Here is a 24,873-nt window from a genome sequence, read left to right as displayed (position 1 = left end):
GGCGGACATCGCGGCCACCGTATCGCCGGAGCCGTAACCCTTGCAGGCTAGAGGTTTCCATGAAGGGCGACAGAGACGTCATCCACGCGCTGAACGAGGTGCTCGCTGCCGAGCTCGTGGCGATCAACCAGTATTTCATGCACGCCAAGATGTGCGAAAACTGGGGCTATCTGGCGCTGGCCGAGCGCAGCCGCGACGAGTCGATCGACGAGATGCGCCACGCCGAGGCGATCATGAAGCGGATCCTCTTCCTTGAAGGCCTGCCGAACCTGCAGCGCCTCGACAAGCTGAACGTTGGCCAGACCGTGCCCGAGCAGTTCAAGAGTGATCTCGACCTCGAGTACGCAGCCGTGACGCGCCTGAACAGCTCGATCGCTCTCTGTCGTGAGAAGGGTGACCATCAGAGCGAGGCGCTGCTCCGGAGCATCCTGGAAGGCGAGGAGGAGCACATCGACTGGCTCGAAACCCAGATCGATCTGGTTCAGAAGCTCGGCGAGCCGCTCTACCTTTCGCGGCAGCTCTCGCACTGCAAGAGCTGACGCGCGAGGCAATCGTGGCGATGATAGGGTCGCGCGGCACCAGGTCCCTGGCGGGCCGCGCGATCGACTGCACGTGCAAAGGCCCCCAGACGGAGGCCGGGGGAACCCATGGCGAAGATTCTCGTCGTCGATGATCAGCGCAACATGCGCACGACGCTCGCGATGATGCTGCGGAGCGCGGGCTACGAAGTCGACGAGGCGAGCGACGGAAAAGAAGGCGCGGACCGCGGATCGAAGGGCGCTTACGACCTCGTGCTGACCGACCTGCGCATGGGCGGCAACGACGGCATCGGCGTCCTGCGCGCGGTCAAAGAGACGCACGCGATGACCGAGGTCATCGTGATGACCGCGTACGGCACGATCGAGAGCGCGGTCGAGGCCATGCGCCTCGGCGCCTTCGACTACATCCAGAAGCCCTTCACGGAGCAGGAGCTGCTCGTGAAGGTCGAGCGCGCGATCGCGAACCGCAGGCTCACGGGCCAGGTCTCGCTCTTCGCGACCGAGTTCCGCGAGCGCTACAAGTTCGAGAACATCATCGGCCGCTCGCACGCGATCCGCGAGGTGCTCGCACGCATCGTGCGCGTCGCGCCGACGGACGCGACGGTGCTCATCACGGGCGAGAGCGGCACGGGCAAGGAGCTCGTGGCCAAGGCGATCCACGCGAACTCGAAGCGCGCCGATCGCCCGTTCGTCCCCGTCAACTGCGCCGCGATCAGCGAGACGCTCCTCGAGAGCGAGCTCTTCGGCCATGCGCGTGGCTCGTTCACGGGCGCGGTCTCGGCGCGCAAGGGCCTCTTCGAGGAGGCCGACGGCGGCACGTTCTTCTTCGACGAGATCGCCGAGACGCCGCTGACTTTCCAGGCGAAGCTGCTCCGCGCGATCCAGGAGAACGAGATCCGCCGCGTCGGCGAGAACAAGCCGATCCGCGTCGACGTGCGCATCATCGCCGCGACGAACCAGGACCTCATGACCTCCGTCGCCGAGCGTCGCTTCCGGCAGGACCTCTACTACCGCCTCAACGTGGCGCGCTTCATCCTGCCGCCGCTGCGCGAGCGTCGGGAGGACATCCCGGTCCTCTTCGAGTTCTTCCTCGACAAGTACAACCGCAAGATGAGCACGAAGGCGCGCGTCGGCGACGGTGTGCTCGAGGCGGTGTCGGGCTACGAGTTCCCGGGCAACATCCGCGAGCTCGAGAACCTCGTGGAGCAGGCCGTCGCGCTCTCGGGCGGCGGCATGATCACGATCGACGACCTCGGCCTCACCCCCGGCCCCTCGCAGAAGACGGCCCCGACGAGCGGCGGCCGCGCCCTCTCCGACGTGGTCGACTCCGCCGAACGTCAAGCCATCGAGTCCGCGCTGCGCGAGTGCGACGGCAGCCGCGAGCGCGCCGCCGAGGTGCTCGGCATCAGCGCCACCACGCTCTGGCGCAAGATGACACGGCTCGCGATCACGTATCCGCCGGTCTGAACCCGCCCCCCGCTTCCGGAGCCCGCCCCCGGGACATTGCAAATGTGCAAGGTCCCGAGCGAAGCACCTTTCCGACATGCAATGTTCGAGGCGCACCTCGTCTGCCCCGGATGATGCGTTGCGGCGTCGATCACCGGGGGTTTTCCCCGGGATCCGCCGATGGAACGTGTGTTGCTTCGAAAAACGGCAAAGACGAACCCGAGCGCTTTCGTGTCGGCGTCGTCTCTGAAGGGGTCCTTACCCATGCCGCGCGTGTTGATCGTCGATGACGAGGAGAATCAACGCAAGACGCTCTCGATCGGGCTTCGGCTGGAGGGGTTCGAGGTCGTCGGCGCCGCGTCCGGGGAAGAGGCGCTGCGCTTGCTCGGCGAGAAGGCCGTCGACGTCGCGATGGTCGACCTGATGCTTCCAGGCATGAGTGGTCTAGACCTCGTGCGTCAGATCCGCCGCATGTTCCCGAACGTGCGCGTCTACCTCGCGAGCGCCTACCACCTCTCGTCGCGCCAGATGGAGCGCGCCGACTGCGGCGCCGCCGGCTTCATCCCCAAGCCCTACGCCCTCTCCGAGCTCAGCCGCCTGCTGCAAGCCAAGACCCCGGCGCCTGCGCAAGTCGCGTGCTAACAGCCGCGCGTGCGCCGCGACCTCCTCGCCTACGATCTACCGCCCGAGCTCATCGCCGCGCATCCGTCCCCGGATCGTGAAAGCGCGCGCCTGCTCGTCGTCGACGACGCGCCCGGCTGCCTCGAACACGCCTTCATCCGCGACCTGCCCGACCGCTTGCCCGAAGGCGCGCTCGTCGTCGTCAACGACACGCGTGTCCTGCCCGCGCGGCTCCTCGGCCGCAAAGCGTCGAGCGGCGGCAAGGTCGAGATCTTCCTCGTCCGGAAAGTCGCCGACGCGCACGTCGATCGAAGCGGCGAGCGCCTCCCCGCCGAGCGATGGCGCGCCCTCGGTCGTTCGTCCAAGCCTCTCCGCGAAGGCGCCGAGATCACCATCGACGGCCCCGCCTCGCTCGTCGCGCGGATCGAAGGTCGCGACGGGGGGTTTGGGGGCGCAGCTCCGCTTGCCGGAGCGAAGCCCCCAAGCGCAGAACGAGGCCTCTTCGACGTCGTCCTCTTCTCGCCCGAGGGCCGCTCCGTCCCCGACGCGGTCGAGGCCGCGGGCCACATCCCGCTCCCGCCGTACATCCGTCGCGACGACGACGCCTCGGACCGCGCGCGCTACCAGACCGTCTACGCCCGCGAGCCCGGCGCCGTCGCCGCGCCGACCGCGGGCCTGCACCTGACCGAGCCGCTGATCGAGCGGTTTTCCGCGCGTGGGATGGAGCTCGCGCGGGTCACGTTGCACGTCGGCCTTGGCACGTTTCAGCCGGTGACAGTGTCCGATCTCGATGATCACCCGATGCACGCCGAGGCCTACCGCGTGCCGCCCGAGACAGCCGACGCCGTGGCGCGCGCGAGGCAGAAAGGCCGGGAGATCGTGGCGATCGGGACGACCAGCGTCCGCGCCCTGGAGAGCGCCGCGGACCTCACGCGCGAGGGGCACGTCGTCGCGCGGGAAGGGGAGACGCGCCTCTTGATCCAGCCGGGCTATCGCTTTCGCGTGGTCGATCGGCTGCTGACGAATTTTCACCTGCCGGAGTCCACGCTCCTCGCGCTCGTGGGCGCCTTCGCGGGGCTGCCGCGTGTCCTCGAGAGTTACCGCGTCGCGATCGAGGAGAGGTACCGGTTTTACTCGTACGGCGACGCGATGCTGCTGAGGAGACAACGATGAGCGGGCCGAGCACGCCCGGATATGCCTTCCGCACCCTCGCCACGAGCGGCGCGGCGCGCGCAGGCGTCCTGACCACGCCACACGGCGACGTCCCCACGCCGACGTTCATGCCCGTCGGCACGCAGGGCAGCGTGAAGACGATGAGCCCGGACGAGGTCGCGGCCACGGGCGCGCGCATCGTCCTCGGCAACACCTACCACCTCTGGCTCCGGCCCGGCCCCGAGGTCGTCGCCGAGCTCGGGGGCCTGCACGGCTTCACGAAGTGGCCCCACGCGATGCTCACGGACTCGGGCGGCTTTCAGGCCTTCTCGCTCGCCGAGCGGCGGCAGACGAGTGAAGACGGGTTCGTCTTCCGCTCGCACCTCGACGGCGCGAAGAAGGTCCTCACGCCCGAAGTTGCGATGCAGGTGCAGGGGAAGATCGGCGCTGATATCGCGATGCAGCTCGACATCTGCCCGCCCGGCGACGCCTCGCGCGCCGACTTCGAGGCCGCGTGCGCGCGCACCACGCGCTGGGCGCGGCGTTGCCTCGCGGCCAAACGGCCGGATCAGGCGGTCTTCGGCATCGTGCAGGGCGGCACCGATCCCGCGCTCCGGCGCGCGCACGCCGAGGAGCTCGCGGCGATGCCCTTCGACGGCCTCGCGCTCGGCGGCTTCTCCGTCGGCGAGCCCATCGCCCGCATGCACGAGGTCCTCCTCGAAGTCGCGCACACGCTCGATCCCGAGCGACCGCGGTACCTCATGGGCGTCGGCACGCCGTACGACCTCGTCCGCGCCATCGGCGCGGGCGTCGACATGTTCGACTGCGTCCTGCCGACCCGCAACGCGCGCAACGGCCAGGCCCTCACGCGCACCGGCAAGGTCGTCATCAAGCAGGCGCGCTACCGGACCGACCCTTCGCCGCTCGATCCCACCTGCACCTGCCCCACCTGCGCCGCGGGCTACTCGCGCGCCTACCTGCGCCACCTCTTCATCGCGAGCGAGCTCCTCGTGTTGCGGCTCATCACCGTGCACAACCTCCACCTCTACGGCACGCTCGTGCGCGAGGCGCGGGAGGCGATCCTCGCGGGCCGCTACGACGCGTTCGCGAAGGAGTGGCTCGCGGGGCTCGAAGCGGGCGCGGCCGAGAACGCGCCCGCGACGTGATCGCTACTTGATGTTGAGCTCCAGCGTCGTCGGCTGACCGTTGCGGACCACGTCCACGCGGATCTGGTTCGCGGACATCAGCCGCGCGTAGGCCTCCAGCGCGCTCTGCGGGTTCGTCATCTCGAACCCGTTGATGCGCTGGAGCTGGTCGCCGTGCTTCAGCCCGATCGCGTCGAGCGCCGTCCCCTTGCGCACGCCCATCAGCCGCATGCCCGTCGTCTGATCGCCCTGCTTCGCCGGCAGCACGCGCACCTTCTGCAGGTACTCCGCCTGGTTCGTCAGGATCTCGTCCACCACCGTGCGGTCGATGTCGTACTGGTTCGGCCCCGTCTGCCGGATCCGCTCGGCGATGTGCGGCGGGAGCTGCCCTTTCGGCCTCTTCCCCTGCGTCGCGGGCGGCGCTGCTTGCGGCCCCCCGTTCATCGGCCCCCCGTTCATCGGCGGCTGGTTCATCGGCGGCGGCATGCCCTGCATCGCCCTGCGCCGCTCCGCGTCGTGCACCTCGATCTGGCAGAACCGCCCCTCGCGCGAGAGCCAGATCCGATCCGGCCCGATGTGCGCCACGTGGAAGCCGCCGAGCTGGTCGCCCTGGCGATGCAGATGCACGCCCTCGGGCCCTGCGATCGCCGCGAACGACCATGCGGGATCCTCCTCCGACCACACGATCAGCGTCACCAGGCCGACCTCGCACGGTGGATCGTCGAGCGGATGCGTCGGCGGCGGCCCTTGCGGCTGCTCGGGCATGACCAGCGGGCCCGTCATCGAGTCGAACGGATTGCGCTCGAGGATCACGTTACCGCTCGGCCGGCCGGGCTCTTCCTCGTGATGCGCGGCGATCTTCGGCCCCGGCCGCTTCGTCACCGGGGCGCCGTTGGTCATCGTCGCACCGACGAGGTAGCCGAGCCCCTTGGCTTGAAAATACGCCGATGCCAGGAGCAGCAGACCCACGACAACCGGAAAATACCGCTTGAGCAGCGCATCGAGTCGCACCCTGCGGACCCGAGCGAGCGCCATACCAGCGCTCGCTGCCCGTCGTGGCCTGGAAACCCGGAAAACGTGGGGCTCGGCGCGGCACCCTCCTGCTCGGCCCCGGCGCGCCCGTGCGCATCTTGCCCGGAATTTCCCCCTCGGATACGGTGGAGGCCGAGGCGCGGGACGGCGTGGAAATTCCTACGAAAAAGCCGATCGGCAAGATCTTGGTCCAGCAACGCGCGCTCTCCGAAGAGCAGCTCGAACGGGCGCTCGCGACGGGTCAGGGCTCGCCCGTCCCCCTCGCGTCACGGCTGACCGAGGCCGGCACGATCAGCGAGCTCTCCGCCTTGAAGGCGCTCAGCGAGCAGAACGGCGTGCCGGGCGTCGACCTCAAGCAGGTCTGCTTGAAGCTCACGGACCTCGCGATCGTGCCGCGCGGGGTCGCGATCCAACACAAGTTGCTCCCCGTCCTCGTGCGGGACGACAAGGTCCACCTCGCGATGGCGGCGCCGACGAACCGCAAGATCATCGACGAGATCGAGTTCACCACCGGCAAACGCGTCTTCCCCTACGTCGCGCTCGAAGGCCAGCTCCTCAAGGTCATTCCGGCCGCGTACGAAATGAGCGAGCGCGGCGAATCGCACTACGTCGGGCCGAACTGCCCGCCCGAGGTCCGCCGCAAGGCCGGCGTCCCGTTGCCCACGCGCACGCAGGGCGGGGCCGCCGAGGCGCCGCCGCTCGAAGGCAGCATCCTCGCGCCCATGCCCACGGCGGCCGACGCCTCGCAGGCCGCGACCCCGCCGCCGAAGCGCGTCACGACCAAGAGCCAGATCGGCGCGATCGTCGACGACGCCATGCAACGCGCGGCGGCCGACGCCGACGTCTCCGACGCCGACTTCGGCAAAGCGCCGCGGGATCTCTCGGTCATCGCGGGCCCGGGCGCGCTCCGGCCGCCGCGCCAGCCGGGCAAACGCACCGTGCTCGTCGTCGACGACGAGGTCGAGATCCGCAACATCCTCCGCCTCGTCCTCGAACAACGCGGCTACCGTGTCCTCGAAGCCGACCGCGGCGAGGCGGCGCTGCGGATCCTCAAGGAGGACGTGCCGGACGCGATCATCCTCGACGCCATGCTCCCGGGCGAGCTGCACGGGTTCGACATCGCGCGTCAGCTCAAGGGATCGGAGCGGTACGGGCACATCCCGATCGTGATCGTCTCGGCGGTGTACCGGGGCTGGCGCTTCGCGGAGGACCTCAAGGCGAGTTACAAGGTCGACGCGTACGTCGAAAAACCGTTCCGCGTGACGGACGTGATCGAGGCGCTCGAGCGCGCGATCGAGCAGGGGCAGGGCAAGGCGGCGCCGGTCGATCCGGAGCGGATCTCGGCGGAGGCCGAGAAGAAACTCGCGGCGGGGATCGCGGCCTACCAGGCCGGCAAGTTCGACGAGGCGATCGGGTTTCTCCGCGAGGGGACGAAGATCGACCCGCTCGCGTATCGCCTGCACTTCCACCTCGGCCTTTTGCTCGGCAAGCGTGGCCAGATCTACGACGCGATCAGCGAGCTCGAAACGGCGCTGCGCATCAACGACCGGCATTTCCCGGCCTTGAAGAACCTCGCGGTCCTCTACCAGAAGGCCGGCTTCCGCAACAAAGCCGTCGAGGTATGGGAGCGCGCGCTCCGGGCCGCGCCGGACGAACCGACGCGCCAATCCATCAAGGAAATCCTCGTCGGCCTGCTCTAGCCTTTGCGGCGGAGCTCGTCGATCCAGGCGCGGGCCGAGGCTTCGTCGGGGAACGACTCGACCGGGATGCGGCCAATCTCCAGCCCGAGCAGCCGGGTGGCGCGCAGGATCATGCCGGCGACCGCGCGCTGGTAGAGGTCCGCGCCGAACATCGCGGAAGCACGCAGGGTGCCCGCCCGGAAACCCTTGAAGCCCTGCACGGCCACCGAGGGCGCGTACCGCGTCAGCCTCGTGAGGTCCGCGATGTAGTAGACGCCGCGCCCGATCTGCCGCGACGCCTTCTCCATGTACGCGATCCCCGCGCGCACGTCGTCGACCGTGACGACGCCGGTGGGCCGGCAAAGGACGATGTCCGGGGGGTCGAACCGGATGGGATGGGGGCCCAGGGCTTCCCAACCGTCGCTCGGCGTGTCCATCGTCGATGTCTATCCTTTGCTTCGGATCTCGTCGATCCAGGCGCGGGCCGAGGCTTCGTCGGGGAACGTCTCGATCGGCAGACGCGCCATCGGCAGCCCGAGCCGACGCGCCGCGCGCAGGACGGCGCTGTTCTGCACGCGCTGCTGGAAGTTCTCGCCGAAGATCGCCGTGCCGCGCATGTACTCCGTCGGCCGCGAATTGAAGATCTGGAGCGACGTGGAGATCGCGTACCCCGTGATCCGCGACGAATCCCCCAGATAAAAGATGCGGCTCCCGAGCTCTGCCGCGCTCCTTTCGGTGAAGTTCAGCATGCCGCGCGCGTCGGCGGCGGAGATGTATCCGATGGGCCGGCAAAGGACGATGTCCGGGGGCTCGAAGCGGATGAGGTGCGCCCCGATGTAGATCCAATCGTCGTTCGGCGTTTCCAAGGAGGCTCCTCCAGCTCCACAGATGAATGGACTCCCTCCTCCGTGCAACGCAACCACGTTGCGGCCGCTTGGCTCCCGGAAGTTTCGTCCCGCGGCCGAGTCGAGTAGAATCCCAGGCTTGCCGCGGCGGCGTTGATGACTTCCTCCTGCCTGAAGTGCAAATCTCCTCTCGGCACCGGCGCGACCGGCCGGGTGACGTGTCCTTCCTGCGGGCACGTGAACGACATCCGCCCGGCCCCGGGCCTCCTGCCGCGCCCTGCCGCAGGCCTGCCGCCGCGGCCCGCCGCAGGTCTGCCGCCGCGGCCCGCCGGGATCGGCGCCGCGGCCCTCGGTCCTTCCGCGCCGAAGCCCCCCGGCGCACCCCCGAGGTCCCCCCAGCCGCTTTCAGGTGCCTCTTTCAATTTGAAAGAGGTGTCCGAAACCCTTGCGAACGCGCCTCCGCCGGTCCCCGAGGCGTCCGCACCCCTTGCGAACCCCCCTCCGCGGGTCCCTGAGGTGCCCGAAACCCTTGCGAACGTGGGTCGGGACGTAGGGGGCCCGTCCGAAACCCTTGCGAACGCGCCTTCGAAAGCAAAGGAGGCGTTCGCAACGCTTGCGGACGCTCCGGTTGCCACTGCCGCGGCCGCTCCCTTTGCGCTCGACGTCCTCGAAGACCCCTTCGCGATGCGCGACCCCTTCGCGGAGGCGCCCCAGGTCTCGCCCGGCGCGGCGACCACGAGCGACGCGGCCGCGACCCTCGTCCGCCCGGCCCCCGCGCCCGCCCCGGAGCCCTTCCCGGCCCCACGCGCCCCGGCCACCTCGTTCGGCACCGTCGCCCCCGAGGTCCCCGACGACATCGACGAAGACGCCCTCCTCGGCCGCCGCAAAAAAGGCTCCCTCCACCCCGCCGCCCTCGCGCTGATCGCCGCGGGCGCCGTCTTCGGGGGGGTCGCGGCCTTCCTCCTCCTCCGCCCGGCCCCGCCGGCCCCGCAGATCGTCTACGTCACCGCCTCCGCCAGCGCCGCCGCGGCCGCGCCTTCGTCCTTGGCCGGGCCCACGATCGAGGCCTCCGCCGCTGCCGTCGACCCGACCGAAGCCCCCAAGGCCGGCGCCTCGAACCGGCCCCTCGGCGGCCCCTGGCCCACGACGGCCAAGACGGGGACGCCCGCTGCCTCCATCGACATGTCCGGCTTTCAGGGCCCGAGCATCGCCGGGCCGACGAGCGGACCCGCCGGAGGCGCGCAGGCCGCGGGCGCGGGGCAGCTCTCCGCGGGCGAGATCAGCGGCGTCGTCGAGGCGAACCGGCCCATGGTCAAGCGGCGCTGCTGGCAGCCGGCCCTCGACGCGACGAAGGGCATGGGCGGCTCGTCGGCGCGGGTCTCGGCCTCGATCGTGATCGCGCCGTCGGGGGCCGTGCAATCGGTGAGCGCGAGCGGGGCGGAAAAGGACTACCCGGGCTTGTCGAGCTGCATCGCGGCCCGCATCAAAGGGTGGAAATTCCCGGTCTCTGGGGGCTCGACCCCGGTGAACATCCCCTTCGTGTTCGCCGCGCAATAACGCGCGCGCTTCGTCGGGCCCCCTGGACCTCGGGGCCTCGACTGCGGTGCGGCCGCTGCGCGCTCCTCCCTCACCGACGCGCCGAACCCAAGGAAAGCGGCCTTGCCAAACGGCGCCGCTTTTTTGGCCATTTTCATCGTTATGGGCATACCTGCGCACTCGTGCAGAGGCGCATCGGTTCCGGATCGTCCGCCGTCCATGCGGTGGTCACGAAAGCTTCCACCACCTCTTCCCACCGGAGCCTGGATCTCGCCTCCGGCGGGCCGGTTCGTCGCGTCGAGGTTGGTCCGGAAAGGTAGGAGAGGGGAGGATTCCTACCTTCCTTGGGATCCGCCAAACTCCACAAAAAATGCAAACTGTTGACACCCAAGGGCCCTCTCCGTAGCGTGGCGGTGCCCCGTGGGGAAAAGTGGCAAAGATGCCCATGACCTGCCGGGTCCCTCCGGCGCGGGGAAAGCGCCTGGCTGGCAGGCACGAGCGGAGCCGACTCGGTGGGAACCATGTTTCGCGGTCATTTCGAGCACGCGATCGACGCGAAAGGGCGGACCAGCCTGCCCGCGCGTTTTCGCGACGTGCTCGAAGTGCCTGCCGAACAGGTCTGTCTCATCCTGACGCCCGCTCTCTTCGACCCCTGCCTGCACTGCTACCCGCTGCGCGCCTGGGAGGAGCTCGAAGCCAAGATCGCGGCGCTCCCCCAGTTCGAGCCGAACGTCGTCGCCTTCCGCCGGAAGTACCTGTCGGCCGCCGTCGAGTGCGAGCTCGACAAACAAGGCCGGATCCTCGTGCCGCCCTCGCTGCGCGAGCACGCCGACCTGCACAAGGAAGTCCTGTGGGCCGGGATGGGCGCGACGGCCGAGCTCTGGTCGAAGGAGCGGTGGAAGGCCGCCCAGACGATGAGCGAAGCCGAGCTCGCGAGCTTCAAGGCCGCGATCGCGGAGCAGTTCCGCCTATGAACGTGGTGAACGTCGTGCCGATGCGAGACAAGGCCCCCCCGCCCCCTGAGCTGCACAAGGCGCCCCACGTGACCGTCCTCCGCCGCGAGGTGGTCCAGGCGCTCGCGCCCCACGCCGGCGGCGTCTACGTGGACGTGACCCTCGGCGCAGGCGGCCACGCCGAGGCGATCCTCGAAGAAGCCCCGGGCTGCCGGCTCATCGGGGTCGATCGCGACGAGACGGCCCTCGCGCTCGCCAAGGCGCGGCTCGCGCCGTTCGGCGATCGGGTGACGCTCGTGCACGGGCGGTTCTCGGACGTCGAGGACCACCTCGCGAAGATGGGCGTGGGGCCGGTGGACGGGCTCGTCGCCGACGTGGGCGTGTCGTCGATGCAGATCGATGACGCGACGCGCGGCATGAGCTTCCGCGCCGAAGGTCCGCTCGACATGCGGATGGATCCGTCGAGCGGCGAGACGGCGCTCGAGCTGATCGAGCGGCTCGACGACGACGAGCTGGCGAACGTGATCTACCACTACGGCGAGGAGCGAAGGTCCCGCCGGGTGGCGCGCTGCATCAAGCAAGCGCTGGCGAACGGGGAGCTGAAGACGACGCTGGATCTGCGCCGCGCCGTGGTGCGGGCCGTGGGGCCGTCGCGCGTGGGCGGGGTCGATCCGGCGACGCGGACGTTCCAAGCGTTGCGCGTCGCGGTGAACGGCGAGCTCGACGAGCTCGAAGCGCTGCTCCGCGCGGCGAGCCGTGTCGTGAAGATGGGCGGCGTCGCGGCGGTGATCTCGTTCCACTCGCTGGAAGACCGGATCGTCAAGCACGCGCTGCGCGAGGCGAGCGTGTGGGAGCCGCTCTGGAAGAAGCCGCTCGTCGCGTCGGACGAGGAGGTCGCGGAGAACCCGCGCGCGAGGAGCGCGAAGCTCCGGGCGGCGCGGCGCGTCGCGCTCGCGGGGGATGAGGTGTTCGCATGAGCGAGCGCATGAGCGAGCGCATGAAGCAGCGGCCGTTCCTCGCGCTCTGGTCGCTGGCGGTGGTCGCGAGCGTGGCGGCGTTCGTCGTGCACCTCGGGCTGCGCGGCAGGATCGTGGACCTCGGCTACAAGCTCGGCCGCGCGCGCGCCGAGCAAGGGCGTCTGCGCGAGGTGAAGCGCGTGCTCTCGCTGGAGGCGGCGAGCTACGAGACCCCGCAGCGCGTCGAGATGGTCGCGCGGACGCTGCTCGGCATGACGCCGCCGCCGCCCGAGCGCGTGATCCCGGTGCGCTGGGTCGTGAAGATCCAGGACGAGCAGGCCCAAGAAGGCGCGGCGCCCGCGCCGGATCCGGCGGCGCCCGCTGCGGATCCCGCGGCACCTGCGGCCGGAGGTTCTCCGTGAAAAACCTCGATCCCAAGCGCGCGCGCTGGATCCGCATCCGCATGGGGATCCTCTGCGGGATGATGGGCCTCGGGCTCGGCGTGATCGTGTCGGGCGCGCACCGCATCCAGGTCGAGGACGGGCAGGACTGGTTCGACCTCGCCGAGCGGCAACGGCAACGGCGCCTGCACGTGACGCCGAAGCGCGGCACGATCTACGACCGCAACGGCGCGTCGCTCGCGGAGAGCGTCGAGGTGCCGAGCGTCTCGCTCGACGCGGTCGAGCTGCTCCGTGGCATCGAGGACCGCTACCTGCCGATGCGGATCCAGCAGTACGGCGAGCGCATCGCGCAGGCCTTGAACCTCCCGCAGGAGGAGGTCGTCGAGAAGATCAGCCGTCGCCGGCGCTTCGTGTGGCTGAAGCGGCGCGTCTCGGAGGCCGAGGTCGCAGCCGTGCGTGGGCTCGGCGAGAAGAACCAGCGCTACCCGCTGCGCGGGCTCCAGATCGAGGGCGAGGGCCACCGGTTTTACCCGAACCGCGAGCTCGGCGGCCCGCTCATCGGGTTCGTCTCGCCCGACGGCGAGGGGCGTGAGGGCCTGGAGCTCGCGCTCGATCACGAGCTGCGCGGCAAGAGCTCCGAGGTGCGCGGCCTGCGTGATCGTTCGGGCCGCCTGATCTTCTCCGAGGGGATCGAGGACGAGGCCGCGCTCGCGGGCCACAACGTCTTCCTCACGATCGACAAGGGGATCCAGTTCACGGCCGAGCGCGAGCTCGATGCCGCGATGAAGACCTACGAGGCCACGGGCGGCGCGGTCGTCGTCGCCGATCCCTCGACCGGCGAGATCCTCGCGATGGCGAGCGCGCCTGGCTACAACCCCAACGACTACGGCGCGGCCGAGCCCGACGCGCGTCGCAACCGCTGCGTCGTCGATCGCTTCGAGCCCGGCTCGACGATCAAGGTCTTCTCGATCGCCTCCGCGCTCGCCGCGCGCAGCGTGAACCCCACCGCCTCGATCTATTGCGAGGAGGGGAACATGGCGATCGACAACGTCGTCATCCACGACACGCACCCGGCCAAGTGGCTCACGGTCACGCAGATCCTCAGTTTGTCCTCGAACATCGGGACGTCGAAGATCGCGCTCGGGCTCGGCGAGCAACGGCTCTACGAGGGCTTCCGTCGCTTCGGGTTCGGCGACACCACGGGCCTCCCGTTCCCCGGCGAGAGCGTGGGCGTTCTCAGGCCGCGCGCGAGGCCGTGGGTCTCGGTCGAGACGGCGGCGGCCTCGTTCGGTCAGGGCATCAGCGTGACGACGCTGCAGCTCACGATGGCGATGGTCGCGATCGCGAACGGCGGCAAGCTGCTCGAGCCCGTGCTGATCAAGCGCGTGACGGACGGCGGCGGCACGTTGCTGACGGAGACGCAGCCGCGCGTGCGGCGCGAGGCGGTGCAGGCGTCGGTCGCGAAGATGATGTCGGAGATGCTCGTCGCCGTCACCGAGGGCGAAGGCACGGGCGTCGAGGCTGCGATTCCAGGCTTCCGCGTGGCCGGGAAAACGGGGACCGCGCAGAAGATCGACCCGGCGACGGGGAGGTATACGGACACGCACTATGTCGCCTCGTTCGTCGGGTTCGTCCCTGCGGACAAGCCGCGGCTCGTGATCGCGGTGGTGCTCGACGAGCCGCTCGGCGGCACCTACGGCGGTGGCTCGGTCGCCGCGCCGGTGTTCCGACGCATCGGCGAGATGGCGCTGCGGTACCTCGGTGTCACACCTCGCGGCAGTGTGCCCATGAAGCTCAGCGAGGTTTCGGATCGAGCGAAGGTCGGGGATCCGGCGTCGAGTACGTACCAGGTCCTCACGGAGGCGCGCGCGGCCGTGGCTCCGATCACGCCAGGCGTCGTGACGCCGTCGGCGCCGATGAAGAGCGGCGAGACGCGTGTCCCGGATCTGACCGGACAACCCGTGCGCGAGGCGATCCGCGCGGCGACCGCGGCGGGCTTGACCCCCGCGGCGTTCGGCACGGGCCGCCTGTCGAAGGTCGAGCCACCGGCGGGCACGGTGCTGCCCAAAGGTTCGGCGGTGAAGCTTTTCTTCGAGCCCTCGTCATGACGAACGAACGGACGAACGAAGAGCTCCTCCACCCGCGGGAGGTGAGCGACGGCGCGCCACCTTCGTGCAAGCAGGCGAAGCTCGGCCGGAGGCTCGGCGATCTCGTGAACGAGATCCCGGGCGCGAAGCTCGTTTCCGGGGATCCGACCGTCTTTCTCACGGGCGTGCACCACGACTCGCGGCGTGTTTGCCCGGGGGATCTCTTCGTCGCGCGGCCGGGCGCGCGCACGAGCGGCGAGCGCTTCGTGACCGACGCGATCGGGCGCGGCGCGAGCGCGGTGCTGACGGCGTCGGGGGTGAACGTCGAGACGAACGGCCTGCCGCGGATCGAGGTCGCGGACGTGCCGAGCGCGCTCGCGTACGCGTCGGCGGCCATCTACGGGCATCCGACGTTCGCGCTCGAGGTCGTGGGCGTCACCGGGACGAACGGCAAGACGACGACGACGCACCTCGTGCAGGCGTGCCTCGCGGCCGCGGGCCAGCGGCCCGGGATCGTGGGCACGCTCGGGTATCGGTTCGGCGATCTCGACCTGCCGTCCACGCACACGAGCCCCGAGGCCGACGAGCTCGCGCGGATCGCGGCGGCGATGCACCTGCGCAGCGCGACGCACCTCGTGATGGAAGTGTCGAGCATCGCGGTCGCGGCGCGCCGCGTCGAGGCCGTGCGCTTCCGTGTCGCGGCGTTCCTGAACCTCACGCAGGATCACCTCGACTACCACGGCACGATGGAGGCCTACGCCGAGGCGAAGGCGCGCCTCTTCGTCGACCTCGCCCCCGGCTCGGCGGCGATCAACGTCGACGATCCGTTTGGCCCCGCGCTCGTGCGGAGGCTCGCGCCGCGTGGCCTCGGGGGTCCGTCGTCGGCGACGATCGCGCGGTTCTCCACGCGGGTCGGCATCTCGACCGAGGAGGCCGACATCGCGCCCGTCTCGGTGGAGCACACGGCGTCGGGCATCTCGCTCGTGGCGCGGACGCCCGCGGGGCAACTCTCGATCCGATCGCCGCTCGTTGGCGCGCACAACGTGCAGAACCTGCTCGCGACCGTGGCGATCTGCTGGCTGCTGGAGATCGATCTCCACGCGGCGGCGCGCGCTCTCTCGGGGCCGATCCGGGTGCCGGGGCGGCTCGAGCGTTGTGACGATCCGGCGCGGGACGAGGTCATCGTGCTCGTCGACTACGCGCACACGCCGGACGCGCTCGATCGGGTTCTGCAGAGCGTGCGCGCCTTCGGACAAGGCCGCGTGCACTGCGTCTTTGGTTGCGGCGGGGATCGTGATCCGACGAAGCGCCCGCTCATGGGCGAGGCCGTGGCGCGCGGCGCGGACGTCGCGTTCGTCACGAACGACAACCCGCGCAGCGAGGAGCCGCGCGCCATCGCGGAGGCGATCCTGCCGGGGCTCGCGGGCGGCCGAGCGATCGTCCACATCGAGCTCGATCGCGCGAAGGCCATCGAGCGCGCGGTGCTCGAAGCGGCGCCGGGCGACGTCGTGCTCGTCGCGGGCAAGGGCCACGAGCCGTACCAGATCATCGGCGCGGTCACGCTGCCGTTCGACGATCGCATCGAGGCCGAGCGCGCGCTCCGCCTGCGCAGGGGAGAGGCCTGATGGGCACGCCGATCCCCACGAACCAGGCCTTTTTCCAGGCCATCGATCTCATCCAGATCGTCGAAGGAGAGCTCCTCTACAACCGGAGCCTCTTCCTGCTCGGATCGGTGCAAGGCGTCTCGACCGACACGCGCACGATCGCGCCCGGCGGGCTCTTCGTGGCCCTCAAAGGCGAGAGCTTCGACGGACACGACTACCTCGCGCAGGCCGCAGAAAAAGGCGCACGCGCGGCGCTCGTGGAGCAGCCCGTCGACGATGTCCCGGGCCTCACCCTGATGCGGGTTCGCTCGACGATCGATGCGCTCGGCGCGCTCGCGCGGGCCCACGTGGCGACGTGGCGCTCGCGCGGGAAGGGCGATCGGAAGATCGTCGCGATCACGGGTTCGGCGGGGAAAACCACCACCCGAACGGCGACCGCTGCGCTCCTCGATCGCCTCTTCCCGGACGCGGTGCACGCGACGCGGGGCAACTTGAACAACCAGGTCGGCGTGCCGATGGTGCTGCTCGGGCTCGAAGACCACAAGTACGCGGTCGTCGAGATGGGCATGAACCGGCCCGGCGAGATCACGTCCCTCGCGGCGATGGCCCAGCCGGATGTCGCGATCGTGACGCTCGTCGCGGCCGCGCACGTGGAGGGGTGTGGCTCGATCGAGGGCGTCGCGCGGGAGAAGGGGGCGCTCTTTCGATCGCTCTCGCCCAAGGGCATCGCCGTCGGCAACGGCGACGACGCGCGTGTCGTCGCAGAGATGGAAGGTACGCCCGCGGCGCGCTGTGTCCGTTACGGCACGGGCGACGGGGTCGATCTGCGGATCGTCGAGCGTCGACCGGACGGTTTTTCCTCGTCGCGCGTCACCCTCGCGCGCCCCGACGGCTCGTCCTTCTGGTTCCGGACCCCGCTCATCGGCGAGGCCGGCGCCTACGCATGCGCCGCGGCCGTGGCGGCTGCCGAGGCCCTCACGGGGGAGAACCTGACCTCGCAGATCGTCGAGGAAGCCTTCGCTCTCGCGGACGTGGGCGGGGGCGGCGGTCGGCTCGTCCCGCGGCAGCTCGCGCGGGACGTCGTCGTGATCGACGACAGCTACAACGCGAATCCCGCTTCCTCCTCTGCGTCGATCCGCACTGCGGCCGAGCTCGCGCGTGATGCGGGCCGCAGGCTCGTGCTCGTGCTCGGCGCGATGTACGAGCTCGGGCACGAGTCGGCGCGCGGGCATGACGACGTCGGGCGTGTCGCGGCGGAGAGCGGCGCGGCGCTCGTGATCGCGGTGAACGGCGACGCGCGACGGATCGCCGACCGTGCTTCGGAAGCAGGCATTCCTGCGCGGTTCTTCGAGACGAGCGTGGACGCGGCCCCTGCCGTCGCGCTCTCCGTTCAGCCTGGGGATCTGGTCCTCGTGAAGGGTTCGCGCGGCGTTGGGACCGAGCGAATCGTGCGTGCCCTCGCGGAGGTGCCCTCGTGATCTACGAGCTCTTCTACCCGCTCAAGTTTCACTACAGCTCGCTCTCCTGGCTGAACGTCCTCCGGTACATCCCGTTCCGGACCATCATGGCGACGATCACCGCCATGATCCTCACGTTCGTGCTGGCGCCGTGGTTCATCCGCGAGCTCCGGCGCAAGCAGATCGGGCAGGTCGTCCGCAAGGAGGGCCCCGAGACGCACAAGGTCAAGGCGGGCACGCCGACCATGGGCGGCGCCCTGATCCTGCTCTCGTTGCTCCTGCCGACGGCGCTCTGGGCCGACCTGCGCAACCCCTTCGTCCTCGCGACGACGGCGGTGACGGCGGGCTACGGCGTCATCGGCTACCTCGACGATTACCTCAAGATCAAGCGCAAGAATACGGGCGGTTTGCCCGGTCGGTACAAGCTGATCGGGCAGGTCCTCATCGGCGGCTCGGCCATCTCGTACACGTTTCTTTTCTCGTCCAAGCTTCCTGCCGACTGGGCCGAGATCAAGACGCGGCTCGCGCTGCCGTTCGCGGCCTTCTCGAAGCACTCGATCGATCTGCCGGTCTGGTTCTACGTCCCGTTCGCGGTCTTCGTCGTCGTGGCGTGGTCGAACGCCGTCAACCTCACCGACGGCCTCGACGGCCTCGCGATCGGCCCCGTGATGATCAACGCCGGTACGTACCTCATCTGGTCGTACGTCGCGGGCGCGACCATCGCGAACTTCTCGCTCGCGAACTACCTCGACATCCCGAAGATCGCCTCCGCCGGCGAGCTCAGCGTGTACTGCGGCTCGGTCATCGGCGCGGGCATCGGGTTCCTCTGGTACAACACCTACCCAGCCCAGGTCTTCATGGGCGACGTGGGATCGCTGGCCCTCGGCGGGGGCCTCGGCATGCTGGCGATCTTCACGAAGAACGAGCTCTTGAGCGTCCTGCTCGGCGGCGTCTTTTTCGTCGAGACGATCAGCGTCATCGCGCAGGTGACCTCGTTCAAGCTCACGGGCAAGCGCGTGTTCTTGATGGCGCCGATCCACCACCACTACGAGAAGAAGGGGTGGGCGGAGCCCAAGATCATCGTTCGCTTCTGGATCATCTCCATCCTCCTGGCGCTGGTCTCGCTGGCGTCGATGAAGCTCCGGTGAGGCCGATGGATCTTGCAGGTCAAAAGATCCTGACGATCGGGCTCGGCCGCAGCGGCGTGGCCGCGGCGCGGCTCTGCCTGGAGAAAGGCGCGCGCGTCACGGCGACCGACGCGGCCCCGCGCGAACGTTTGTCCAAGGAGGCGCTCACCCTCGAAGCCGCGGGCGTGACGCTCGCCACGGGCGGGCACCCGAACTCGCTCTTCGATGGGGTCGACCTCGTCGTGATCTCACCGGGCGTGCCCTCGTTCCCCGCGCTCGAAGCGTTCGAGAAGGCGGGCGGCGAGGTCATCGGCGAGCTGGAGCTCGCGGCGCGGTTCTTCGCGGGCACGCCCATCGCGCTGATCGGCGGGACGAACGGCAAGAGCACGACGACCGCTCTCGTGCACGCGATGCTCGAAGCGGCGGGGAAGAAGGTGTTCATCGGCGGCAACTTCGGCACGCCGCTCGCCGAGGTCGTGGGGCAATCGTTCGACGCGATCGTCCTTGAGATTTCGAGCTTTCAGGCCGAACGCGTGCCGACGCTTCACGCGCGCGCCCATGCGCTCCTGAACATCACCGACGATCACCTCGATCGGTACCCGAGCTTCGAGGCCTACGCCGACGCGAAGGGAAATCCCTTCGTCAACATGGGCCCCGCGGACACGGCCGTGATCCCGCACGGCGATGCGCTCTGCGCGAAGCAAGCCGCCCGCGGCGGCGCGCGTGTGGTCACGTTCAGCGCGACCGACGAGGCCGCCACCGTGCGCCCCGTCGGCGGATCGATCGTGCATCGCGACGCGTGGCACAGCTTCCCGCTCGACGCGCTCCAGATCGCCGGCAAGCACAACGTCGAGAACGCGTGCGCGGCGCTTGGCGTCGTCGCCGCGTTCGACGTGCCCTTCGACGACAGCGCGGATTCATGGCTTTCGCGCGCCGTCCGCACCTTCCGCGGCCTCGGCCATCGCACCGTGCTCGTCGGCGTGATCGACGGCGTCCGTTACTACGACGACTCGAAGGGCACGAACGTCGGCGCCTCGGTCGCCGCGTTGCGTGGCCTCACTGAAGACAAGGCCGTCCTCATCGCAGGCGGCAAGGACAAGCTCGGCGCGTACGAGCCGCTCGTCGACGCGCTTCGCCAGAAAGGGCGCGCCCTCGTGCTCATCGGCGAGGCGGCCGATCGCATCGAGGCTGCCGCCCGGGGCGCGATCGCGATCGCGCGTGCCTCGTCGATGGTCGAGGCGGTCTGCGTCGCGCGAAGGTTCGCCAAGCCCGGCGACGCCGTCCTGCTCAGCCCTGCCTGTTCGAGCTTCGACATGTTCCGCGACTACAAGGATCGCGGCGACCAATTTGCCCAGGCGGTCCAGTCCATGCTGGAGGTTCGGTCGTGAGCAGCAGCGCCGTCCTCTCGGGCAACCATGCGATCGGCGAGCGCCGCCATTCGAGCGCGCCCCCGCCGAAGAACCGCCTCCTTCCGCCGAGCGATCCGCCGCCCGCGCCGCCGAAGAACGAGTCGCGCGCGCCGCGCAAGGAGAGCGCCGGCCCCGGCAACGGCGTCACCGCGCTCCTGCGGTCGAGCAAGGCCGGCCCCGTCGACTCGGTGCTCGCGGCCGTGGTCATCGCGCTCGTCGGCTTCGGCGTCGTCATGGTCTACAGCGCGAGCGCGATCGAAGCGACCGTGAAGTACCACGACGCGCAGTTCTTCCTGAAGCGCCAGGGCGTCTACGCGCTCGTCGCGCTCTTCACGATGTGGCTCGTGAGCCGCTTCGACTACCGCAAGCTCAAGCCCTTCACGTACCCGGTTCTCGTCGCGGTCACGCTCATGCTGGGCCTGACGATCCTCGGCCTCGGCCACAAGGCCGGCAACGCCTACCGCTGGATCGCGATCGGCCCCGTGCACATCCAGCCAGCGGAGACCGCCAAGCTCGGCATCGTCCTCTGGCTCGCGTACTCGCTCTCGAAGAAGGCCGACACGATCAAGAGCTTCTCCGTGGGCTTCTTGCCGCACCTGATCGTCGTCGGTTTCCTCATCATGCTGCTCTTGAAGCAGCCCGACTTCGGCAGCGCCGTCGTGCTCTTGTTCCTCACGTTCACGCTGCTCTTCGTGGCGGGCGCGCGCCTGCCGTACATCGCAGCGTTCACGGCCCTGCTCGGCATGGGCGCCGCTGCGCTCGTGGCCTTCAGCGACTACCGCTATCGGCGTTACCTGGCGTTCATCGACATGGACAACCACCGCCAGGACCTCGCCTATCAGCCGTTCCAGTCCGTCATGAGCTTCGGCTCCGGCGGGTGGACCGGGCTCGGCCTCGGCAAGGGCCTGCAGGTGCTCTACCTGCCCGAGGCGCACACGGACTTCATCAGCGCGATCATCGGCGAGGAGCTCGGCTTCCTCGGCATCCTCGGCCTCGTCACCGCGTACCTCGTCATCGTCTCGCGCGGCGTGAAGATCGCGCTCGAAGCGCACGACGACTACGGCAGCTTCCTCGCGTTCGGCATCGCCACGCTCTTCGGTGTGCAGGCGCTCGTCAACCTCGCCGTCGCCATGGCCATCCTGCCGACGAAGGGCCTCACGCTGCCGTTCATGAGCTACGGCGGCTCGTCGCTGCTCGTGAATGCCGCCGGCGCGGGCGTCCTGCTCAGCGTCAGCCGTCCGCGGACGAACGAAGTTCCGAAAGACAAACCCGCGCCCGTGCGCACGAGCGAGGGCGCGCCGAGCGCGTCGGCCCTCATCGCGACGGAGGCCCAGGACGGGGCCGCGGCCGCGGAGGGAGCGAGCGCGTGACGACCCTTCTTCTCGCAGGTGGCGGCACGGGCGGCCACGTCTTCCCGATGCTCGCGGTGGGCGAAGCGGTTCGCGCTTCCGACCCTTCGGCGCGTGTCGTCTACGTCGGCACCGCGCGCGGCCTCGAAGCACGCGTCGTGCCCGAGCAAGGCGGCGAGCTCGAGCTCCTCGACATCCTGCCCCTGCGCGGCGGCGGTTTGTCCGGGTTCCTGAAGGGCGCGCAGCACGCCGCGGCCTCGATCCCCGCCGCGCGGGATCTCGTCCGTCGCCTCGGGCCTTCGGCCGTCCTCTCCGTGGGCGGGTACGCGGGCGGCCCCGTCTGCTTCGCGGCGCGCACGCTCGGTGTCGCCGTCACCGTGCTCGAACCGAACAGCGTGATGGGCCTGTCGAACCGCCTGCTCGCGCCGTTCGCCGTGCGCGCCTACACCACGTTCCCCGAGGTCGATCGGTTCTTCCGGCCGAGCATCGTGCGCCGCCTCGGCGTGCCCCTGCGCAAGGCCTTCGCGCCCGCGCCGTACGAGGTCCAGAAGGACCAACTTTCGATCCTCGTCCTCGGCGGCAGCCAGGGCGCCAAGGCCTTGAACGAGACCGTGCCGCGCGCGATTTCCCAGGTCGTGAACCAGGTCCCGGGCCTGCGCGTCGTCCACCAGACGGGCCGCGAGCGCGAGGCCGAGGCACGCGCGCTCTACGAGTCGCTCGGTTTGTCCGGTGCCGCCGAGGTCGTCCCGTTCATCGACGACATGGCCCGCGCGCTCGCCTCGGCCGACCTCGTGATCGCCCGCGCCGGCGCCTCCACGCTCGCCGAGCTCTGCGCCGTCGGCCGCCCCGCGATCCTCGTCCCGTATCCCTTCGCGGCCGACGATCATCAGCTCAAGAACGCGCGCTCGCTGGAGAAGCGCGGCGCGGCCGTCGCGCTGCCGCAGACCGACGCCACGGCCGATCGGGTCGCATCCGAGATCCGCGCGCTCGCGAGCTCGCCCGAGCGGCGCGCTTCCATGGCGCGCGCCGCGGCCGAGATCGGCGCGCCCGACGCGGCGAAGGCCGTGGCGGCAGATCTGCTCGAGCTCGCGCGTTTGCGGGAATCGAAACACCGGGAGAAGGCCCGGGGAAAGACGGCATGATGTTCCGCGGGCGCGTCCGGCACATTCACTTCGTGGGCATCGGCGGCGTCGGCATGAGCGGCCTCGCGGAGATCCTCCGCTCGCTCGAGTTCGACGTCTCGGGCTCCGACGTGAAGAGCGGCTCCACGACCCAGCGCCTCGCCTCGCTCGGCGTGCGCATCGACATCGGCCACCGCGCCGAGAACGTCCGCGGCGTCGACGTCGTCGTGTATTCGAGCGCGATCCGCGCGGACAACCCCGAGCTTGTCGAGGCCCGCGCCCTCGGCATCCCCGTCATCGGCCGCGCCGAGATGCTCGCCGAGCTGATGCGCGTGAAGTACGGCGTGGCCATCGCGGGTTCGCACGGAAAAACCACGACGACCTCGCTCGTCGCCACGGTCCTCCGGCACGCCGGCCTCGATCCGACGGTCGTCGTCGGCGGCAAGATGGCCGCGCTCGGCTCGAACGCGCGCCTCGGCGCCGGGGATCTGCTCGTCGCCGAGGCCGACGAGAGCGACGGCTCGTTCCTGCGCCTGACGCCCACCATCGCCGTGGTCACGAACATCGACCCCGAGCACCTCGATCACTACGGCACGCACGAGAAGATCAAGGACGCGTTCATCGAGTTCGCCGCGCGCGTGCCCTTCTACGGCCTCGCCGTGCTCTGCCTCGATCACCCCCACGTGCAGGACATCCTGCCGCGCATCCCGCGCCGCCACGTCACCTACGGCGTCTCGCCGCACGCGGACTACTGCGCGCGTGGCATCCAGTTCCGCGGCCTGGAGACGAGCTTCAACGCGTATCGCCGGGGCCAGCCGCTCGGCGGCTTCACCGTGAAGATGCCCGGCGCGCACAACGTGCTCAACTGCCTCGCGACGATCGCCGTCGCCGACGAGCTCGAAGTCCCGCTCGACGTCACGAAGCAAGCCCTCGCCACGTTCGGCGGCGTCGCGCGTCGCTTCACGGTCGTCGGCGTGCACCAGGGCGTCACGCTCGTCGACGACTACGGCCATCACCCGGCCGAGATCCGCGCCACGATCGAGGCCGCGCGCCGCGCGTATCCCGACGACGCGCACCGCATCGTCGTCGCGTTCCAGCCGCACCGCTACACGCGCACGAAGGATCTCTTCGATGACTTCACGCGCGCCTTCAACCTCGCGGACGTCCTCTTCGTCACGGACATCTACCCCGCGGGCGAGGCGCCGATGCCCGGCGTGAACGCCGAGCGGCTCGTGCAGTCGATCCGCGAGCACGGCCATCACGACGCCACGTACGTGCCGAACAAGGCCGATTTGCCTGAGGTCCTCGCGAAGGTCACGCGCCCCGGCGACGTGGTCATCGCCCTCGGCGCGGGCGACATCAACAACATGCTGAAGGGCCTGCGTGCGCGCCTCGACGGCGTCACCGAGCCTCCGCCCGCGAGCCGGGAGGGCGGTCCATGAGCGACACGCTGCCCCCGAACCGCCGGCTGAAGAAGCCCTCGACGCCGCCGATCGTTGCTGCTCCAAAAGACCCGGAGCCGCAGCACGACTCGCCGCCGCCGCCCGGGGCCACGACGAGCACGATCCGCCCGCCGAAGCCCAAGGCCAAGCCGCGCCTTTCGCTCCCGCGGCCGAAGCTCCCGCGCGCGCTCTCGCTCTTCCTCGGCGTGATGGTGGTCCTCTCGGCCTCGGTCGCGGTCGCCTGGGGCGCGCGCCGGTACATCATGACGAGCCCGCGCTTCGCGATCCGCACGGTGCTCGTCGATGGAAACCGCCGCTTGCCGGCCGAGCAGGTCGCCGGCGCGGGCGGCGTCACCGTGGGCCACAACATCTTCGCGCTCGACCTGGAGACGGCGGGCGCCGCCATCACCACCGAGCCCTGGGTCGAGAGGGCCCAGGTGACGCGCACGCTCCCGTCCACCGTGCGCATCACGGTCGTCGAGCGCGAGGCCTGGGCCGTGGCCACGATCGGCGGCGAGCTCTACCTCGTCACGCGCGACGGCGACCCGTTCAAGCGCGTCGCCGACGGCGACCCGATCGATCTGCCCGTCGTGACCGGCATCACGCCCGAAAAGGTCGCGGCGGACCGTCCCGGCGTCGTCAACGCGCTGCGCCGCGCGCTCGACGTGGTCGAGGACATGGATCGGGCGGGCATCAGCAAGCGCTACCCGATCCAGGAGGTCCACCTGGAGCGCGACGGCACGATCGTCATGACGATCGGCAAGGACGCCATCTCGCTTTACCTGGGCCAGACGCGGTTTCGCGAGAAGATCGAGCAGGCCGCGCGCGTTCTGATGGAGCTCGCCAAGCGCAAGGCGAATCCCTCGGTGATCTTCCTGGACAACGAAGCGCACCCCGAGCGGGTCGTCGTGAGGATGCGATGAACTGCCGCGTCTCGTGCTCGTTGTCGTTCTCGAAATTTGGCCAGCCTCC

The 24,873-nt window shown here is 69.9% G+C and carries 22 protein-coding genes; 19 read left to right on the top strand and 3 right to left on the bottom strand.

Annotated features, from left to right (window positions below):
- The first annotated feature begins 59 nt into the window (after positions 1-59).
- From bfr to tgt, 5 genes are all read left to right on the top strand, one after another.
- A complete protein-coding gene (gene bfr / locus QHF89_RS24050) occupies positions 60-539 on the top strand; it encodes a bacterioferritin (RefSeq protein ID WP_136927625.1) in 480 nt (159 codons plus the stop codon).
- A 108-nt stretch (positions 540-647) separates the two neighbouring features.
- Complete coding sequence (locus QHF89_RS24045) at positions 648-2,006, top strand: sigma-54-dependent transcriptional regulator (RefSeq protein WP_136927624.1); 1,359 nt, start codon at positions 648-650, stop codon at positions 2,004-2,006.
- 243 nt (positions 2,007-2,249) lie between these two features.
- Complete coding sequence (locus QHF89_RS24040) at positions 2,250-2,627, top strand: response regulator (RefSeq protein WP_136927623.1); 378 nt, start codon at positions 2,250-2,252, stop codon at positions 2,625-2,627.
- A gap of 9 nt (positions 2,628-2,636) precedes the next feature.
- The gene (gene queA, locus QHF89_RS24035; RefSeq protein ID WP_136970289.1) at positions 2,637-3,779 is read left to right on the top strand and encodes a tRNA preQ1(34) S-adenosylmethionine ribosyltransferase-isomerase QueA; all 1,143 of its coding nucleotides are present in this window, start codon (positions 2,637-2,639) and stop codon (positions 3,777-3,779) included.
- Complete coding sequence (gene tgt / locus QHF89_RS24030; RefSeq protein ID WP_136970290.1) at positions 3,776-4,924, top strand: tRNA guanosine(34) transglycosylase Tgt; 1,149 nt, start codon at positions 3,776-3,778, stop codon at positions 4,922-4,924. Before queA ends, tgt begins: the two co-directional genes overlap by 4 nt.
- Before the next feature lie 3 nt (positions 4,925-4,927).
- Here tgt and gspC read toward each other — a convergent pair whose 3' ends face one another.
- Positions 4,928-5,914: a type II secretion system protein GspC gene (gene gspC, locus QHF89_RS24025; protein ID WP_136970291.1), complete on the bottom strand. Its 987-nt coding sequence runs from the start codon at positions 5,912-5,914 to the stop codon at positions 4,928-4,930.
- A gap of 44 nt (positions 5,915-5,958) precedes the next feature.
- Here gspC and QHF89_RS24020 point away from each other — a divergent pair, with 44 nt between their 5' ends.
- Complete coding sequence (locus tag QHF89_RS24020; protein ID WP_284720878.1) at positions 5,959-7,635, top strand: response regulator; 1,677 nt, start codon at positions 5,959-5,961, stop codon at positions 7,633-7,635.
- Here QHF89_RS24020 and QHF89_RS24015 read toward each other — a convergent pair.
- Both QHF89_RS24015 and QHF89_RS24010 read right to left on the bottom strand, forming a co-directional pair.
- Entirely contained in the window at positions 7,632-8,051 is a 420-nt protein-coding gene (locus QHF89_RS24015) for a SpoIIAA family protein (protein WP_136970292.1), read from the bottom strand. The two genes, QHF89_RS24020 and QHF89_RS24015, sit on opposite strands and share 4 nt — an antisense overlap.
- Positions 8,052-8,060: 9 nt before the next feature.
- Positions 8,061-8,480 carry an STAS/SEC14 domain-containing protein gene (locus tag QHF89_RS24010; protein ID WP_136970293.1) on the bottom strand — a complete coding sequence of 140 codons (420 nt, stop codon included), beginning with the start codon at positions 8,478-8,480 and terminating at the stop codon, positions 8,061-8,063.
- Between the two features lie 663 nt (positions 8,481-9,143).
- Here QHF89_RS24010 and QHF89_RS24005 point away from each other — a divergent pair.
- The 13 genes from QHF89_RS24005 (at position 9,144) to QHF89_RS23945 (ending at position 24,824) form a co-directional block, all read left to right on the top strand.
- Positions 9,144-10,016, top strand: a complete 873-nt coding sequence (locus tag QHF89_RS24005) for an AgmX/PglI C-terminal domain-containing protein (RefSeq protein ID WP_284720877.1) — start codon at positions 9,144-9,146, stop codon at positions 10,014-10,016.
- A gap of 500 nt (positions 10,017-10,516) precedes the next feature.
- Positions 10,517-10,969: a division/cell wall cluster transcriptional repressor MraZ gene (gene mraZ / locus QHF89_RS24000; protein WP_284720876.1), complete on the top strand. Its 453-nt coding sequence runs from the start codon at positions 10,517-10,519 to the stop codon at positions 10,967-10,969.
- Positions 10,966-11,925 carry a 16S rRNA (cytosine(1402)-N(4))-methyltransferase RsmH gene (gene rsmH / locus QHF89_RS23995; protein ID WP_136970296.1) on the top strand — a complete coding sequence of 320 codons (960 nt, stop codon included), beginning with the start codon at positions 10,966-10,968 and terminating at the stop codon, positions 11,923-11,925. Before mraZ ends, rsmH begins: the two co-directional genes overlap by 4 nt.
- Entirely contained in the window at positions 11,922-12,326 is a 405-nt protein-coding gene (locus tag QHF89_RS23990; protein ID WP_284720875.1) for a cell division protein FtsL, read from the top strand. The genes rsmH and QHF89_RS23990 overlap by 4 nt, the downstream gene beginning before the upstream one ends.
- The gene (locus QHF89_RS23985) at positions 12,323-14,413 is read left to right on the top strand and encodes a penicillin-binding protein (protein WP_136970297.1); all 2,091 of its coding nucleotides are present in this window, start codon (positions 12,323-12,325) and stop codon (positions 14,411-14,413) included. The genes QHF89_RS23990 and QHF89_RS23985 overlap by 4 nt, the downstream gene beginning before the upstream one ends.
- Complete coding sequence (locus QHF89_RS23980) at positions 14,410-16,017, top strand: UDP-N-acetylmuramoyl-L-alanyl-D-glutamate--2,6-diaminopimelate ligase (RefSeq protein WP_136970298.1); 1,608 nt, start codon at positions 14,410-14,412, stop codon at positions 16,015-16,017. Before QHF89_RS23985 ends, QHF89_RS23980 begins: the two co-directional genes overlap by 4 nt.
- The gene (locus tag QHF89_RS23975) at positions 16,017-17,474 is read left to right on the top strand and encodes a UDP-N-acetylmuramoyl-tripeptide--D-alanyl-D-alanine ligase (protein ID WP_136970299.1); all 1,458 of its coding nucleotides are present in this window, start codon (positions 16,017-16,019) and stop codon (positions 17,472-17,474) included. Before QHF89_RS23980 ends, QHF89_RS23975 begins: the two co-directional genes overlap by 1 nt.
- Complete coding sequence (gene mraY / locus QHF89_RS23970) at positions 17,471-18,601, top strand: phospho-N-acetylmuramoyl-pentapeptide-transferase (RefSeq protein ID WP_136927612.1); 1,131 nt, start codon at positions 17,471-17,473, stop codon at positions 18,599-18,601. Before QHF89_RS23975 ends, mraY begins: the two co-directional genes overlap by 4 nt.
- Before the next feature lie 5 nt (positions 18,602-18,606).
- The gene (murD, locus tag QHF89_RS23965; protein WP_284720874.1) at positions 18,607-19,968 is read left to right on the top strand and encodes a UDP-N-acetylmuramoyl-L-alanine--D-glutamate ligase; all 1,362 of its coding nucleotides are present in this window, start codon (positions 18,607-18,609) and stop codon (positions 19,966-19,968) included.
- Positions 19,965-21,359, top strand: a complete 1,395-nt coding sequence (gene ftsW / locus QHF89_RS23960; RefSeq protein ID WP_284720873.1) for a putative lipid II flippase FtsW — start codon at positions 19,965-19,967, stop codon at positions 21,357-21,359. Before murD ends, ftsW begins: the two co-directional genes overlap by 4 nt.
- Positions 21,356-22,480: an undecaprenyldiphospho-muramoylpentapeptide beta-N-acetylglucosaminyltransferase gene (gene murG / locus QHF89_RS23955; RefSeq protein ID WP_136970300.1), complete on the top strand. Its 1,125-nt coding sequence runs from the start codon at positions 21,356-21,358 to the stop codon at positions 22,478-22,480. The genes ftsW and murG overlap by 4 nt, the downstream gene beginning before the upstream one ends.
- Positions 22,480-23,901 carry a UDP-N-acetylmuramate--L-alanine ligase gene (murC, locus tag QHF89_RS23950; RefSeq protein ID WP_136927786.1) on the top strand — a complete coding sequence of 474 codons (1,422 nt, stop codon included), beginning with the start codon at positions 22,480-22,482 and terminating at the stop codon, positions 23,899-23,901. Before murG ends, murC begins: the two co-directional genes overlap by 1 nt.
- Positions 23,898-24,824: a cell division protein FtsQ/DivIB gene (locus tag QHF89_RS23945; protein WP_136927609.1), complete on the top strand. Its 927-nt coding sequence runs from the start codon at positions 23,898-23,900 to the stop codon at positions 24,822-24,824. The genes murC and QHF89_RS23945 overlap by 4 nt, the downstream gene beginning before the upstream one ends.
- Positions 24,825-24,873 lie beyond the last annotated feature (49 nt).

Source organism: Polyangium sorediatum (genome assembly GCF_029946465.1).
GTDB lineage: Bacteria > Myxococcota_A > Polyangia > Polyangiales > Polyangiaceae > Polyangium > Polyangium fumosum.
This window is presented reverse-complemented; position numbering and strand designations above follow the sequence as displayed.

Coding starts and splice junctions, on each gene's coding strand:
- QHF89_RS23975 (WP_136970299.1), top strand. CDS start 16,017: ATGGGCACGCCGATCCCCACGAACCAGGCCTTTTTCCAGGCCATCGAT.
- rsmH (WP_136970296.1), top strand. CDS start 10,966: ATGAACGTGGTGAACGTCGTGCCGATGCGAGACAAGGCCCCCCCGCCC.
- mraZ (WP_284720876.1), top strand. CDS start 10,517: ATGTTTCGCGGTCATTTCGAGCACGCGATCGACGCGAAAGGGCGGACC.
- murD (WP_284720874.1), top strand. CDS start 18,607: ATGGATCTTGCAGGTCAAAAGATCCTGACGATCGGGCTCGGCCGCAGC.
- murC (WP_136927786.1), top strand. CDS start 22,480: ATGTTCCGCGGGCGCGTCCGGCACATTCACTTCGTGGGCATCGGCGGC.
- QHF89_RS24015 (WP_136970292.1), bottom strand. CDS start 8,051: ATGGACACGCCGAGCGACGGTTGGGAAGCCCTGGGCCCCCATCCCATC.
- tgt (WP_136970290.1), top strand. CDS start 3,776: ATGAGCGGGCCGAGCACGCCCGGATATGCCTTCCGCACCCTCGCCACG.
- QHF89_RS23980 (WP_136970298.1), top strand. CDS start 14,410: ATGACGAACGAACGGACGAACGAAGAGCTCCTCCACCCGCGGGAGGTG.
- QHF89_RS23990 (WP_284720875.1), top strand. CDS start 11,922: ATGAGCGAGCGCATGAGCGAGCGCATGAAGCAGCGGCCGTTCCTCGCG.
- QHF89_RS24040 (WP_136927623.1), top strand. CDS start 2,250: ATGCCGCGCGTGTTGATCGTCGATGACGAGGAGAATCAACGCAAGACG.
- QHF89_RS23945 (WP_136927609.1), top strand. CDS start 23,898: ATGAGCGACACGCTGCCCCCGAACCGCCGGCTGAAGAAGCCCTCGACG.
- bfr (WP_136927625.1), top strand. CDS start 60: ATGAAGGGCGACAGAGACGTCATCCACGCGCTGAACGAGGTGCTCGCT.
- QHF89_RS24045 (WP_136927624.1), top strand. CDS start 648: ATGGCGAAGATTCTCGTCGTCGATGATCAGCGCAACATGCGCACGACG.
- QHF89_RS24005 (WP_284720877.1), top strand. CDS start 9,144: ATGCGCGACCCCTTCGCGGAGGCGCCCCAGGTCTCGCCCGGCGCGGCG.